This window comes from Paractinoplanes lichenicola, from assembly GCF_016785085.1.
Classification (GTDB): domain Bacteria; phylum Actinomycetota; class Actinomycetes; order Mycobacteriales; family Micromonosporaceae; genus Actinoplanes; species Actinoplanes lichenicola.
Genome location: NZ_JAENHO010000001.1, coordinates 60,672 through 75,523 on the forward strand (window position 1 = coordinate 60,672; position 14,852 = coordinate 75,523).

Annotated in this window: 11 protein-coding genes; 5 read left to right on the forward strand and 6 right to left on the reverse strand. The window is 72.1% G+C overall.

Annotated features, from left to right (window positions below; translation table 11 throughout):
- Positions 1 to 6: 6 nt before the first annotated feature.
- Both JKJ07_RS00295 and JKJ07_RS00300 read right to left on the reverse strand, forming a co-directional pair.
- Positions 7 to 1,323, reverse strand: coding sequence for a sensor histidine kinase (locus JKJ07_RS00295; protein ID WP_202989102.1), 1,317 nt, complete (start codon positions 1,321 to 1,323; stop codon positions 7 to 9).
- The gene (locus tag JKJ07_RS00300) at positions 1,310 to 1,975 is read right to left on the reverse strand and encodes a response regulator transcription factor (protein ID WP_202989103.1); all 666 of its coding nucleotides are present in this window, start codon (positions 1,973 to 1,975) and stop codon (positions 1,310 to 1,312) included. Before JKJ07_RS00300 ends, JKJ07_RS00295 begins: the two co-directional genes overlap by 14 nt.
- 83 nt (positions 1,976 to 2,058) lie before the next feature.
- On the opposite strand from JKJ07_RS00300, the gene JKJ07_RS00305 reads away from it, so the two are divergent.
- On the forward strand, positions 2,059 to 2,811 hold the full coding sequence (locus tag JKJ07_RS00305; RefSeq protein WP_202989104.1) for an arginase family protein: 753 nt from the start codon (positions 2,059 to 2,061) through the stop codon (positions 2,809 to 2,811).
- A gap of 33 nt (positions 2,812 to 2,844) precedes the next feature.
- Here JKJ07_RS00305 and JKJ07_RS00310 read toward each other — a convergent pair whose 3' ends face one another.
- A complete protein-coding gene (locus tag JKJ07_RS00310; protein WP_202989105.1) occupies positions 2,845 to 3,552 on the reverse strand; it encodes a TetR/AcrR family transcriptional regulator in 708 nt (235 codons plus the stop codon).
- 198 nt (positions 3,553 to 3,750) lie between these two features.
- On the opposite strand from JKJ07_RS00310, the gene JKJ07_RS00315 reads away from it, so the two are divergent.
- Complete coding sequence (locus JKJ07_RS00315) at positions 3,751 to 5,187, forward strand: MFS transporter (RefSeq protein WP_202989106.1); 1,437 nt, start codon at positions 3,751 to 3,753, stop codon at positions 5,185 to 5,187.
- A gap of 148 nt (positions 5,188 to 5,335) precedes the next feature.
- Here the strand turns inward: JKJ07_RS00315 and JKJ07_RS00320 are convergent, their stop codons facing one another.
- The 3 genes from JKJ07_RS00320 to JKJ07_RS00330 are packed head-to-tail and all read right to left on the reverse strand — an operon-like array spanning position 5,336 to position 7,462.
- Positions 5,336 to 6,172, reverse strand: coding sequence for an ankyrin repeat domain-containing protein (locus JKJ07_RS00320; RefSeq protein ID WP_202989107.1), 837 nt, complete (start codon positions 6,170 to 6,172; stop codon positions 5,336 to 5,338).
- Between the two features lies 1 nt (position 6,173).
- A complete protein-coding gene (locus JKJ07_RS00325; RefSeq protein WP_202989108.1) occupies positions 6,174 to 7,010 on the reverse strand; it encodes a GNAT family N-acetyltransferase in 837 nt (278 codons plus the stop codon).
- Complete coding sequence (locus JKJ07_RS00330; protein WP_202989109.1) at positions 7,007 to 7,462, reverse strand: GNAT family N-acetyltransferase; 456 nt, start codon at positions 7,460 to 7,462, stop codon at positions 7,007 to 7,009. Before JKJ07_RS00330 ends, JKJ07_RS00325 begins: the two co-directional genes overlap by 4 nt.
- Before the next feature lie 66 nt (positions 7,463 to 7,528).
- On the opposite strand from JKJ07_RS00330, the gene JKJ07_RS00335 reads away from it, so the two are divergent.
- From JKJ07_RS00335 to JKJ07_RS00345, 3 genes are all read left to right on the forward strand, one after another.
- On the forward strand, positions 7,529 to 9,055 hold the full coding sequence (locus tag JKJ07_RS00335; RefSeq protein WP_202989110.1) for an FAD-dependent oxidoreductase: 1,527 nt from the start codon (positions 7,529 to 7,531) through the stop codon (positions 9,053 to 9,055).
- A 79-nt stretch (positions 9,056 to 9,134) separates the two neighbouring features.
- The gene (locus tag JKJ07_RS00340) at positions 9,135 to 12,221 is read left to right on the forward strand and encodes an ATP-binding protein (RefSeq protein ID WP_307834071.1); all 3,087 of its coding nucleotides are present in this window, start codon (positions 9,135 to 9,137) and stop codon (positions 12,219 to 12,221) included.
- A 79-nt stretch (positions 12,222 to 12,300) separates the two neighbouring features.
- Complete coding sequence (locus JKJ07_RS00345; RefSeq protein ID WP_202989112.1) at positions 12,301 to 14,823, forward strand: 2Fe-2S iron-sulfur cluster-binding protein; 2,523 nt, start codon at positions 12,301 to 12,303, stop codon at positions 14,821 to 14,823.
- Positions 14,824 to 14,852 lie beyond the last annotated feature (29 nt).

Genomic DNA, 14,852 nt, shown 5'->3' on the forward strand with positions numbered 1-14,852 from the left:
CGTTGATTACTCGACCACCATGCGCGCCGGTGCCTGAAGCCAACCTGAACGCGGAAACCGAACGACAAAACAGGCGCCACCCAGGGCCGACGGTGACACGGCAACGGTCCCGCCGTGCGCGGTCACGATCTCGCGGACGATCGCCAGGCCCAGCCCGCTCCCCCCGTCGTCGCGGGCGCGGGACTCGTCCAGGCGCACGAAGCGGTCGAAGACGCGTTCGCGCTGGTCGGGCGGGATGCCGGGGCCGTCGTCGTCGACTGTGAGCTCGACGGCTTCGGGACCCGAGCGAACGGCGATCGCCATCGTGGCGACGGCGTGGCGGGCGGCGTTGTCGGTCAGGTTGCGGATCACCTGGGCCAGCGCGACCTCGTCGCCCCGGATCCGGCCCGCGCCGACGCCGGCCGTGTCGACCCTCAAGCCCGTACGGGAGACGCGTTTTGCCTCTGAAAGGGCCAGGTCGTCGAGGTCGACGTCGTGGAAGGCGCGACGGGCACCGCCGTCGTCGGCTCGGGTGAGCAGGAGCAGCTGGTCGACCAGGCGTTGCAGGCGGGCCGACTCCTCGAGCACGGTGGCGGCCAGTTCGCCGTCGGGCAGGGCGGTCGGGTGGGTCTGCGCGACCTCGGCCACCTGGCGGATGCTCGCGACCGGGGAGCGCAGCTCGTGGGAGGCGTCGGCCACGAATTCGCGCTGACGGTCACGGGATTCCTGCAACCGGCCCAGCATGCGGTTCATGGTGCGGGCCAGCCGGCCGATCTCGTCGCGCGACTCCGGTTCCGGCACGCGGCGGTCGAGCCGGTCGCCGGTGATCGCCTCGACCTCGCGGCGGATCCGTTCGACGGGAGCCAGCGCCCGCGACGCCACCACCCAGGTCGTGGCCCCCACCAACAGCACGAGCAGGGGCACGCCGATCAGCAGCGGGGTCAGCAGCGCCTCGGTGGATTCGTCGACGTCCTCCAGCGAGACCGCGACCGAGACCCGATAACCGTCGCCGTCGTCCGTGACCACGAGATAGGGGTGCTCGCCGCCGGGCAGGTCCGCCTCGCCCTCGGTGCCGGGCAGGGGTCCCGCGGAGGCGACGACCGTGCCGTCCGGGGCGGTCACCTGCCAGCGGACGTCGTCGTCGACGTCGTCGCCCTCGGGTGCCCGTACGGATTCCGCCTGCTGCAGAAGCTCGGCCGCGCGCTGCTCCGCGGTTGCCTCCACGCCGTCGCGCAACGACCCGCGCATCAGCACGACGAGGGCGACCGCGCCGAGAATCAACGCCACCGCCACGACGAGTACGGCGGCCGCGGTCGTACGCAGCCGGACGTCAGCCACCGTCACGCGCCAGCCGATAGCCCGCGCCGCGCACCGTTTCGATCGCCGTACGTCCGATCTTGTTGCGCAGGTGCCCGATGTAGACCTCGACGATGTTGGGGTCGCCCTCGAAGTCGCCGTCCCACACCCCGTCCAGGATCCGCCGCTTGGAGAGCACGTCCCCCGGATGCCGGGCCAGGAAGAACAGCATCGAGAACTCGCGCGTGGTCAGCTCCACCTCGGCCCCGCCGCGCCACACTCGCCGGGCCGCCGGGTCGAGCCGCAGGTCGCCCACGAGCAGCTCGGTCGGCCGTTCCCGGGCACCACGCCGGCTCACCGCCCGCAGCCGCGCCACCAGCACCGGGAACGAGCACGGCTTGGTCAGGTAGTCGTCGGCTCCGGTGTCGAGGCCCTCCACCTGATCCCATTCGCCGTCCTTGGCCGTGAGCATGAGGATCGGCGTCCAGTCCTCCTCCTGCCGCAGCGTCGCGCAGACCTGATAGCCGTTGAGCCCCGGCAGCATGAGGTCGAGCACGATCGCGTCGTACTTGTTCTCGCGCGCCAGCCACAGCCCGTCCACCCCGTTGTGGGCCACGTCGACGGCGAACCCCTCGGCCTCGAGCCCGAGCCGCAACGACCGGGCCAGCCGCTGCTCGTCGTCCACGACCAGAACCCGCATCAGCCCACCTCCGTAAGACCCCGGTCCGCCATCCTCCCCCGCCCACGCTGAATCCCACCTGAAAACCGCCTACGGTGTGGGGCATGTCAGTGATCGGCGTTCCCTATCATCTCGACGAACACCTGCCCGACCTGGACTTCGCGCTGCGGCCCGACAAGACGGTGACCGCGGAGCCGGCCGCCGGTGACCTGTGGGCACGGCTCGCGCCGCTGTATTCGGCGGTCGCCGACGCGGTGGCCGCGGCAGGCGACGGCAACTCCCCGGTGGTGGTCGTGACGGGGGACTGCCTCACCGCGCTGGGCACCGTGGCGGGCCTGCAGCGCGCGGGCGCGGATCCGAGCGTCGTGTGGTTCGACGCCCACGGCGACGTGCAGACGCCGGAGACGACCACCTCGGGCTACCTGGCGGGCATGTCGCTGCGCATGCTGACCGGCCACCGCCCGGAGCTGATCGCCGACCGGCTGGGCCTGCGCCCAATCCCGGAACGACGGATGGTGCTGACCGGCGCGCGCGACCTCGACCCGGCCGAGGCCGACTACTTGAGCGGCGCCCAAATCCGCCGGTGCGAGGTCGCCGACCTCACCGCCGCCGGGCTGCCGGACGGGCCGCTCTACGTCCACGTCGACATGGACGTCATCGAGCCGGCCGACGTGCCGGGCCTGCGCTTCCCGACCCCGGGCGGCCCGTCCGCCCCGGAGGTCGCCGACGCGCTCCGGCTGCTGGTCGGCACGGGACGGGTGGCGTCCGTGGGGATTGCCTGCAGCTGGATGCCCGGGCAGGGCGCGGCGGCCGCGATCGGCCCGCAACTGGCGGCCGCACTGGGGGTGGAGCAGTAGCCCACTGCCAGGTGAGTATTCAATGTCGGCGATCTACGGGTGTGAGTCGGGCGCCGTCGTTTCAGCGTTCGCAGTTTCCCGAAAGAGGCTGCGAACGAGGGCCTGGCCGACCTCGAGGTCTTGGAGGACGTTCTCGCGGATGTCGTGCGTTGTCCGGATGCCGTCGCCCAACCTCAGGAGCCCGCTCAAATGAAGCCGCCAGAGGCTGATCAGTGCCCCGGCGAGGATGTGGACCTGGGGCGCGTCGACGGGTAGGCGAGCCTGGTGCGCGACCGCCCTCATCGCTGAGTTCGTGAGGAATTCCTGGCGCTCGGCAGTAGCGGCACGGAGGCCGGGGTTCGCACCTACGAGCAGCGCGAACGCGCGGACCGACCCGATGACCTCGCTGTCGCGGCCGGCTGCGACCGGTTCCTCGTCAAGCAATGCGAGCTCACTCTTGATGCACGACACGACGACGTCGAGGACGTGCATTCCTCCCGTCGGCTCCGGCGGGCCATCCGCTGCCCTGGCAAGGTCGGTGGCAAGCCGCTCGCCCCTGTCGAGGATGAGCGATTCCTTCGTCGGGAAGTGGTTCCAGACGGTCTTGGTCGACACTCCGCATGCTTCGGCGATGTCCGACACTCGAACCGCATCGAACCCGTCGGCCAGGAACATCGCCGTAGCCGTATCGGAAAGCCTGCGTCGTAGCGCCTGGCGCTTGCGCTCGCGAACCCCGGCAGGGCGTTGCTCGTCACCGGTCATTGTTCAGTCGTCACCCTCGTCGATCGCTTTCTGTGATGCATGCGTCATCTTACATTCAGTGTAGGAAAATTCTTACACTGAGTGTAATGATTCGGAGGACAGCAATCCGAGCCCGGAGTGTGTGAGATGAGTGGCGAAGCCGCGACCGACCCCGACCTGAGCCCACCAGGCAGCCGTACGGCAGATAAGAACCGCTGGGTGGCTCTGCTGGTGCTGAGTCTCGTTCAGCTGATGGACGTTCTCGACGGGACGATCATCAACATCGCGCTTCCGAGCGCCCAGAACGACCTGGGGTTCAACCTGGACAACCGCGAGTGGCTCGTCACCGGGTATGCCCTCACCTACGGCAGCCTCCTGCTGTTCGGCGGCCGCTTGGCCGATCGCTTCGGCCGGCTGCGACTTCTTTACATCGGCCTGGTCGGCTTCGCCGTGTCCTCTGCCATCGGTGGCGCGGCCGGCAGCTTCGAGGTGCTTCTAGCTGCTCGAATCAGTCAGGGCCTGTTCGCAGCCGCGTTGGCACCCGCGGCGTTGTCCTTGGTCTCGGTGACGTTCGCCGGCAACCCGTCGGAGCGTGGCAAGGCGTTCGCGGTCTTCGGCGCCGTCTCCGGGATGGGCGGAGCGATCGGGCTGACCGCGGGCGGCGTGCTCACCGACCATCTTTCCTGGCGTTGGTGCCTGTACATCAACGTCGCCATCGCGGCCGTGGCCATCCTGGGCACGCTCGTGTTCGTCCGGGATCGCGAGGGAGTGTCGAGAGACGCATCGTCCAGGTCGATCGACCTCCCCGGCGCCGCGCTCATCGCCGGAGGACTCGGGGGCATCGTCTTCGGCCTGAGCAACTCCGCCAAGGACGGATGGGGGGCACCGGTGACCTGGCTGCCGGTACTCGGAGGAGTCCTGCTCATCGTGGCGTTCTTGGCACGGGAGATGCGTACCGAGCACCCCCTCATGCCGCTTGCGGTGATCCTGGATCGCAACCGCGGCGCGGCCTACTTGAGCATCGCCATCTCGGGTGTCGGCTCGTTCGCGATCTTCCTCTACTTGTCGTACTTCCTTCAGCAAGCCCTTGGCTTCTCGGCCACAGCTGCCGGCTTCGCTTTCCTGCCCTTCGCCGGAGCGTTGATCATCGGGGCCGGAGTCTCCGGATCAGCGCTGCTGCCCCGCTTCGGCCCGCGCCCGATCATCCCCGCGGGCTGCCTGTCCAGTGCTGCGGCCTTGCTGTTGCTCACCCGCATCGACCTCGACACCGGGTACGTGACCGGAGTGCTTCCCGCCGTCCTCCTCGCCGGGTTCGGCACGGGACTCATCTTCGGATCTGCTCAGAACGTCGCTACGGCGGGCGTCGCCCGCTCCAACTCAGGTGTCGCATCCGCCTTGGTCAACACGATGCAGCAGGTGGGAGGCGCGATCGGCCTGGCGCTGTTCACCTACGTCAGCGCAACGGCGACCGACCGATACCTCTCCGACCGCGGCGACCAGCCCGGCCAAAAGGCGCAGGCGCTCGCTGCACTCTCGAGTTACCACACTGTGTTCTGGGTTGCCATCGGCGTCTTCGTCGTCGGAGCAGTCGTCACCGCCGCCACCTTCCGATCCGGCACCATCGAACTGAACGAGAACGCCGCGCCGGCGCATTGACACGGCCGAGGGGCGACGCGAGGACGGCCCGCGTGTAAAGATCACCGACCGGCTCGGCCTGGGCGCGATCCGGCCTAGCCCGCAGCTGGTTCCCCGGACAAGGCGCGGCGGCAGCGATCGGGCCGCGACTGGCAGCCGCGCTGGGGGTCTAGAGAGGCCAGAGCTCGATGTCGGCGATCCGCACCATCGCGTCGGGCGGGCCGGTGAAAGCGCGCGCGTCCGACGGTTCCACCCCGGCCGCGTCGCAGCAGTAGGCGAGCGCCTGATGGGCGTACAGGTAGATCCGCAGCACCTCGTCCGCCGGGTCGTCGGGTGCGGCCTGGCCGCCGCCCGGGTGCAGGTCTGAGCCCAGCATGACGCCGTCGCGGAAGCTGTCGCCCTGGTTGCCGCTCTTCGGGTTGGCATACATGCCGTAGCCCCTGGTGCCCGCGGTGAGCAGCGCCAGCACCCCGGGCGCGGCGGCGGTGTAGCCGGCCCGCTGCGCGACCACGCAGCCCCCGGCCACGTCGGTGACGCCGACGGTGCGGTCGAAGTCGTCGTCCTCGAAGGGCCGGCCGCCCAGCCGCCGGATCGCCTCCGCGGCGTCGATCTCCGCGACGCACGCGATACTCATGCCGTCGAACTCGAGGTCGGCCAGGGTTCCGATCAGGCGCCCGCTGCGCCGCACGGCTTCCCGTTCCTGCTCGGTCAGCCCGACGCCCGCCGGCACGGGGCCGAACAGGCCGGGTTCCGGACCGGCCAGGTTGAGCCGCCCGGGCGACCAGCCGTTCATCTGCGGCCGCCACGGGTCGGCACCGGCGGCGACCAGCCTCAGCGCGGCCGGATGGTCACGGGTCATCACCGCTTCGAACAACGCCGTACGCCCCCACCACAGCGCGTCGATGTCGGCGGCGGCTCGGATCAGGTTGTCGAACGCGTCCAGTGGCAGCCCGAAACTCACCGCCTGGTGCAGCTCCGGGGGCTCGGGCACCTGTGCTTCGTCCACGTCAGGAGTCTGGCAGAGGCTTGACCAGGATGGCCCGGGCGTAGAGCAGGTCGAAGCCGTTTCGTTGGGCGTTCTGGTGGGACTTCGAGCCGGGTTGGGTCGTGACTACGGCGATGTCGCAGCCCTCGGCGGCCGCGGCCGTCAGGCGGGTGGCGAGCAGCGCCGACTGGACGCCGTGGCGACGGTGGGCGGGGACGGTGGCCGCGCCGGTCAGCTGGGCCACGCCGTCGACCACGTGCATGCTGGCGCCACCGGCCGGGACGCCGTTGCGCAGGGCGAGGTAGTGGCGCAGGCCGGCCGCGGCCATGTCGCGCATGGCGTTGACCACTGCTTCGCGGGGGAACTCCTCGTGCGAGGCCACGCCCTGGGTGTCGGCCACGGCGAACGCGTCGACGACGAGGTCGAACCACATGCCCAGTTCGTCCGCGGTGACGGGCCGGACCTCGACGTCGGACGCCGCCGGGGGCACCGGAGCCGGCCGGCAGCCGAGCACGTTCTCGAACGACACGAGCCGATAGCCGCGCCCGGTCAGCAGGTCGCCGATGGCCGGGTCGGCGAGGGTGGCGACCTCCGCCTGGACCGGGCTGCCGCAGGCCGCGAAGGCGCCCTCGATCGCGTCGAGCTCGGCGGCGGCCGGAACGCCGGCGAAGCCGAGACCGGCCACTTTGTTCAGGGGCGAGTCCACGTCGGCGAAGCCGGCCACCCCGCCGGCCAGGGGCCGGGTGAACCCGTGCGGGCCGGCGCCGCGGCGGCGGGCGGCCTCGCCGGCCCGGGCGATGAGGCCGGCCTCGAGGCGTTCGAGGCGGGCAGCCAGCTCGACGTCGCAGAACACGCTCATGAGGTGTAGGAGAACACGATCATGTCGAGCATGGGGATGCCGTTCTCGGTCAGCGGCGGGTCGATGTAGTCGAAGTAGTCACGCTTCACCGAGTGCATCCGGAAGCCGCAGCGCTGGTAGAAGGCGATGTTGTCGAGGGCGCAGTTGGCCGTGCCGACCAGCATCGTGGTGCCGTGCCGGGGCAGTTCCGCCTGCAGCGCGGCCACGATCCGGCGGCCGTGGCCCTGGCGGCGGGCGGTCGCGGCGACGGCGAGATAGAGCAGCTCGGGCGGGTCCGTCCAGCGCATCACGGCCGCGCCGACCGGTTCGTCGCCCTCCCGCGCGAGGTAGCCCTGGCAGGCGGGGTCCCGCAGCGCGGCCCGGATCCGCTCGTCGTCCTCCTCGGCATCGTGCAGCAGCGCGACGAGAGAGTCGTCCGCCGCGACCGGGAGGCATTGCCAGTCGGTGTCCACACCAAGAGTCTCGCAGCGGGCACAAGTGTTCAGTCGGTGTTCAGTGGCGTCCGGCAGCCTCGGGGCATGAGTCAGGAGGCGGGGCCGGGGCTGGGCGACGAGCAGTTCGGGCGGCTGGCCGCGTACGGGGAGAGCGAGCACGTCGAAGCCGGCCGGCACCTTTACGAGGCCGGCGACAACGCGTACGACTTCTTCCTGCTCGGCACGGCCGCGGTCGACATCGTGCGGGACGCCACCGTGGCCGAGCCCGAGCGGCTGGTCTATCGGGCCGGGCCGGGCGATTTCCTGGGCGAGCTCAGCCTGCTCACCGGCCAGCACGTCTACCTGACGGCCCGCGTGATCAAAAGTGGCACGATCGTCCGGATCGGAGCCGCGGCGCTGCGCCGGGTCATCGCCGAGCACGCCGACCTCGGCGATGTGCTGATCGAGGCGTTCCGCGTGCGGCGCGACTTCATCCGTACGGTGGCGGGCGGCGCCCTGGAGCTGGCCGGCCGCCCGGACGCCGTGGAGTCGCTGACCCTCCGCACGTACGTCAACCAGCTGCTGCTGCCGCACACCTGGCGCGACGCGACCGGCGACGACCTGCCCGTGGCGATCGTCAACGGCCGGACGATCCGCCGCGCCACGCCGGGCAGCGTGGCCGAGGCGCTGGGCCTGACCTATCGCCCCGGCGGCGACCCGCCCGACCTGGTCGTGGTGGGTGCGGGCCCGGCCGGGCTGGCCGCCGCCGTCTACGCCGCGTCCGAGGGCCTGTCGACCGTGCTGCTCGACCGTAGCGGGCTGGGCGGGCAGGCCGCGAAGAGCGCGCGGATCGAGAACTACCTGGGCTTCCCGCAGGGGATCAGCGGCGAGCACCTGACCCGGCTGGCCATGGCCCAGGCGCTCAAGTTCGGCGTCCGCATCCACGCGCCATGCCCGGTCGAGGGCCTACATAAAAGAGCCGTGCTGCTGGCGGACGGCACGAGGATCGAGGCACGGGCCGTCCTCGCGGCCACCGGCGCGCACTACCGGCGGCTCGACCTCGCGCGCTGGGCCGAGTTCGAGCGGTCCGGCGGCATCCGGTACGCGGCGACCGAGCTCGACGTGCGGGCCTGCGCGGCCCAGCCGGTGGCCGTGGTCGGCGGGGCGAACTCGGCCGGACAGGCCGCGCTGTCGCTGGCCGGGCACGACGCCACCGTGGATCTGATCATCCGGGGCCCCCGGCTCGAGGCCGGGATGTCGTCCTATCTGACCGAGCGGATCCACCACCACCCGCGGATCCGGCTGCACACCGAGACCACGGTTCGCGAGCTGGGCGGGGAGCATGCGCTGGACAGCATCGTGGTCGAGCGGGCCGCGTACGGGAAACAGCGGCTCGACTGCCGGGCACTGTTCTGCTTCATCGGCGCCGACCCCGCCTCGGGCTGGCTGACCGGTGTCGACAAGGACGCGGCCGGGTTCGTCCGCACCGACGGCGCCCTGCCCTATCTGACCAGCGTGCCGGGGGTGTTCGCGGTCGGCGACCTGCGCTCGGGCTCGACGAAGCGCGTCGCCACCGCGGTGGGCGAGGGTGCCGCAGCCGTATCGTCCATCCACAGCGTGCTGAACCGTTAAAGACAGGGGCGGTGCTGGTGCTCTAATGTCAGCCACGCGGTGCCTGATCGGACGGCACGGGGTGGTTGGGAGCAGCACGGTGACGACGTCATCGCCCGGCGACGAGGGCCTGCGCCTGCAGGTGCTCGGGCCGCTGCGGCTGTGGCGCGACGGCGCCGAGCTCGACGCGGGCCCCCGCCAGCAGGCGTTCCTGCTGGCCCTGCTGCTGGTGCGGGCCGGGCGCCCGGTCAGCACGAGCGAGCTGATCGACGTCATCTGGGGCGAGGACGCCCCGGCCTCGGCGCTCAACATCCTGCAGAAGTACGTCGGTGCCCTGCGCCGCATCCTCGAGCCCGACCTGCCGGCCCGCGGCCCCGGCTCCTATCTGCAGCGCCGCGGCAACGGCTACCTGTTCGTGCCCGGCCCCGGCATGCTCGACGTGGTCACCTTCCGGACGCTGGTCGCGGAGAAGAAGCTCGACAGTTACGTCCGGGCGCTCGACCTCTGGTACGGGCCGGCCGGCGACGGGCTGGCCCACACCCCGGCCGCCACGGCGATCTTCGAGACGCTCGACGGCGAGTTCTTCGAGGCCTGCGTGGCGGCGGCCCGGCTGGCCGTCGAGCAGGGCCGTCCCCGCCCGGTGCTGCCGGCCCTGCAACGGGCGGCCGCGATGGCCCCGCTCGACGAGAACGTGCAGGCGGCCCTGGTCACCGTGCTGGGGGCGACCGGTCAGCAGGCCCGGGCCCTGTCGGTGTTCCAGGCCGTCCGCGAGCGGCTGGCCGACGAGCTGGGCATCGACCCCGGTCCGGCCCTGCGGGCCGCGCACGAGGGCGTTTTGCGGCAACCACCGCCGCCCGCCGCCGAGCCGCCCGCCGAGGTGCTGGTCGGCCGGTCCGACGAGCTGGCGGTGCTGCGGCAGGCCCTGACCGGCCCGACCAGCCTGGTGATCGTGGAGGGCGAGCCCGGCGTCGGCAAGACCCGGCTGCTGGAGGAGTTCGGGGCCGAGGCCCGCGGCCGGGGCGCCACAGTGGTCTGGGGCAGCTGCCTGGAGGGCGACGGCACCCCCTCGATGTGGCCGTGGGTGCAGGTGATCGGCGCCCTGATCGACACGCTGCCGGTCGAGGCCCGCGCGCCGTGGCAGACCGGCGAGCTGCACCGGCTGGTCGGCTCGCCGGCCGGGGTGCCCGGCACCCCGGTGCTGCCCGACAGCGGCGCCCGGTTCCGGCTCTTCGAGCAGGCGGTCGCGCTGGTCACGCAGGCCGCTGCGGCCCGGCCGGTGGTGCTGGTGGTCGACGACGTGCAGTGGGCCGACGTCGCCTCGCTCGACCTGTTCAGCCATCTGGCGGCCCGGCTGCCCGACGGCACCACGATGGTCGGGGCGCTGCGCGACCGGGCGCCGGTGCCGCGGCCCGAGGTGGCCCGCACCCTGGCCGCGGCCAGCCGGCAGCCCCGCCACCGCCGGATCCGGCTCGGCGCGTTCGGCCCGGCCGAGGTGGCCGAGCTCGTGCGCCGCGAGACCGGCCGCTCCCCCACCCCGGCCGCGGCGCGCAGCATCCACGCCCGTACGGGTGGGAACGCCTTTTTCGTCAGGGAGTTGTCGCGCTACCTCGCCGACGGGGGCGAGCTGACCGAGGACGCGGCCGTGCGGGCCGGGGTGCCGTCGACCGTGCGGGACGTCGTACGGGATCGGGTGGCCGGGCTGGACGACGACGCGCGGGGGCTGCTGCAGATGGCCGCGCTGATCGGCCGCGACGTCGACCTGGGCCTGCTCGCGCGGGCGGCCGGGCTGGAGGTGCAGAGCTGCCTCGACCGGCTGGAGCCGCTGGAGGCGCTGGGCCTGGTCGAGCCGCGGCGCGACGACCCGTTCTCGTTCCGGTTCGCCCACGACCTCGTCCGGGAATCGGTTGCCTTCACCACCTCGACGCCGCGCGTGCCGGGGCTGCACCTGCGGGTGGCCGAGGCCCTCGAGCGTACGGTGGCCGACGACGACCCCGTGGTGGAGCGGCTGGCCCATCACCTGTGGGCGGCCGGTCCCCTGGCCGATCAGGCGCGAACGGCCGAGGCCCTGGTCCGGGCGGGTCGCTGCGCCGGGGCGAAGTCGGCGCTGGAGGCCGCGGCCCGGCATCTGCGGCTGGCCGCGCGGGTGGCCCGGGCGGCGGGGCTGGCCGACCTCGAGCTGTCGGCGCTGTCGCTGTTCATCGCCGTCGACGGGATGCGCGCGGGCTATGTCGGCTCGGCGCTCGACCTGCTCGAACGGGCCGAGCAGCTGGCCCGTGAGCTGGGCCGGGAACGCGAGGCGGCCGATTTCCTGTTCTCCCGCTGGGCCGCGCACTCGCAGGGCATCCAGCTCGATCGGGCCGGGCGGCTGGCGCTGCGGCTGCTCGAACAGGGCGAGAGGTCCGACGATCCGATCGTGCGGGCGTACGGGCGGCACGCCTGGGGCATCCATCAGTGGGACGTGGGCAACATCGGGGAGGCGTACCGGGCGCTGCGATTGTCGCATCCGGCGGTGACGGCGGCCCGCGAGCAGGCGCCGCTGCGGCACGACCTGCAGATGTTGTCGCCGGTGATGCTGGGGCTGATGACCGCGCTGCACGGCGACCTCGACGAGGCCCGCGAGCAGCTCGACGCGCTGGAGGCCGCGGCGGGCGACGACCCGTACGCGATCACGGTCTGGTCGGCCTTCTCGGTGACGGTCGGGGCGCTGGCCGGCGACCCGGCGTGGGCGCTGCGGGCGGCCGCCCGGGGCATCGCGCAGGACCACGAGTTCTCCTTCGTCTTCCTGGGCAGCTATCAGCGGCTGGCCCGCTGCTGGGGCCGCGCGCTGACCACTGGCGACCCGGGGGCGGCGGCCGAGGCGGAAAAGATCATCACCGCGGCCCTGCTCGACCCGCCGCGCTCGGGCCTGGCCACGTGGTGCGGGCTGCTGGCCGAGATGTGGCTGGCGGCCGGGCGGCTCGACGAGGCCGCCGGCGCGCTCGACCGGGCCGGCAAGTTCCTCGACCGGCACGGGCAGCGCTACGCCGAGGGGCTGCTGCTGCTCCTGCGGGCCCGGCTGCTGCGGGCCCAGGGTGAGCCCGTCGCCGCCGTGCGGGCCATGGCCGAGCGGGCCCGCGCCTTGTCCGTCGAGCGTGAAGCCCACCTGTTCGCCCACCGCGCCGAGCAGCTGCTGTCCGAGTTGGACTGAACGTAGGCACGCGCACTGGACGAACAATGGACGCGCTCGTGCACAGTTCGTTCAGTGCGCGCATCTAGCGTCCCGGTCCATGGTCGATCAGGAAGAGGCCGACGTCGTCGTCATCGGCTCGGGCATGGGCGGCCTGGCCGCGGCGCGCGCGATCACGCAGTTCGGCGGGCGGCGGGTGCTCGTTCTCGAGCAGCATTACACGCTCGGCGGCATGACCCACGAGTTCAGCCGGGGCGGGCGGTTCGAGTTCGGCACCGGGCTGCATTACATGAGCGCCGACGCCGGCCCGTTCCTCGGGTTCATGACCGACGGGCGGGTGCAGCTCAACCCGCTGCCCGACGACTACGACGCCCTGCACTTCCCCGGTTTCGACTTCACCGTGCCCGCGACCAAGGAAAAACTCCGGCAGCGGCTGGCCGAGCAGTTCCCGGACGAGACGAGTGCCGTCGACGGCTTCCTCAAGACTGTGCGCCGGGCCATGACCGGGTTGGCCGCGCGCAACGTGCTCGCGACGGTGAGCCCCGGCGGGCGCGGCACGGGTCTGCTGCCGCGCCTGTTCCCGGCGACCTACCGGTCGGTGCGGGAGCAGGTCGAGCTCAGCTTCCGCGACCCGCGCCTGCGAGCGATCATGGCCGCGCGCTGGGGCCTCTACGGCACGCCGCCGGAGTCGAGCGCGTTCGGCGCCCACGCGTCGGTGCCGCTCACGTTCTTCATGGCGGGCACGGCCCATCCGGTCGGCGGTCCCAAGGAGCTCGGCCGGATCGTGTTGGAGATCCTTTCCTCGTACGGGGTGGAACTGCGCCCCCGCCAGCGGGTCAACGACATCGTGGTCGAGCGCGGCCGGGTCACCGGGCTCGACGTCGAGGACACCGCCACCGGGCGCCGCTACCACGTGCGTACGGGAACCGTGGTCTCGGCGGCGGGCGTGCGCAACACGTACGGGCTGATCGGCCGCGACGAAGACCTGGCCGGCCTGCCCGCCGAACCGTCGGCGCTCATGCTGTTCCTCGGCATGCACAAGTCGCCGGCCGAGTTCGGGCTGCGGGGCGAGAACCACTGGCTCATGCCCGACCTCGAGGGCCGGCACCAGCCACCCGGCGAGGGCACCCTGTACGTGTCGTTCGCCTCGATGAACAACCCGGCCGCCCGCTTCCACACGGTCGAGGTCGTCGAGCTGGTCGACCCGCGGGTGGTCGACGAGTGGCGCGGCACCCACGACGAGGAGCGGCCGGAGAGCTACCGCAAGCTCAAGGCCGAGCTGACCGAGCGGCTGATCACCCGGCTCGACCAGCGGTGGCCCGGGTTCCGATCGGCCATCGCGTTCGCCGAGCTGGCCACGCCGCTGTCGTTCGAGACGTTCCAGCACAGCGTCAAGGGCTCGTTCTACGGGCTGGCGGCGACCCCGCAACGGCTGCGGTCGCCCCACGCCTCGGCCCGTACGCCGGTCAAGGGCCTGTTCGTGGCGGGGCAGGACGTGTGGGGGCCGGGCGTGGTCGGCGCGCTGGCGGGCGGCCTGCTGGCGGCCGGGGCGGTGCTCAAGGGACGGCAGGTCGGCCGGATGTGGCGGACGGTCCTGTCGTCGTCCTACCCGGCCCCCACGCCCTGGCAGGGCTACCTGCGGGTGACCTCGGTCGAAGACCTTTCCCCCACCGTACGGCGAATCCGGCTCGCACCGATGCAGGGCTCGACGATGCCGTTCACGTTCGAGGCGGGGCAATACCTGAAGGTCTTCGTGCCGGTGGCCGTCGAGCCGATCGAGCGGTCGTACTCGATCTGCAGCTTCGGCGGCGACGGTTTCGTCGAGATCGCCGTCAAGCGCGAGCCGGACGGGCTGGGCTCCGGCTTCCTGCACGACGAGCTTTCAGCTGGTCTGGCCTTGCGAGTCAGCGGCCCGCACGGCGAATTCACGTGGTCCGGTCAGCTCGGCGACCTGCTGCTCATCGGGGGTGGCATCGGGATCACTCCGCTGATGAGCGTCCTCACCGCGGCCGCCGAAGCCGGGCACACCGGCCGGATCGTGCTCCTGGTCAGCTTCCGCACCGACGACGAGGTGGTGTTCGGGCCCGAGGTCGAGGCGCTGCGATCCCGGCTGCCCGGCCTGGAGGTGTCGGTCGTGGTCACCTCACGACAGGGGCGGATCAACGTCAACACCCTTCGCCCGTACGCGGGACCGGCGACCCGGGTGCACCTGTGCGGCCCGGCGGCGATGATGCAGGACCTGATCGGCGCCCTGACCGAACTGGGCGTGCCGCGCACGGCCGTGCACACCGAGGCGTTCGTGTCGGAGCGCAGCAACGAGACCCGCCGCGAGAAGGCCCACGCGATCGCCCTCGCCGCCCAGGTCAGCTCGTTCACGATCGGCCTCGGCGGGGGTTCGTTTCCCTGCCGGCCCGGCGAGTCGGTGCTGGTGGCGGCCAACGAGGCGGAGGTCGACCTGCCGCAGTCGTGCGGGGAGGGCGCGTGCGGGACCTGCCGCGTACGGGTGCTGGACGGCTCGTACGAGACCGACACCCGGGGCATGTTCTCGGACGGGGAGCTGGCCGAGGGGTGGCGGCTGGCCTGTCAGACGTTGCCGACCTCGGATCTCACGATTGCCCGTTAACAAACCTTGCCAATTCACATCCACGTTCA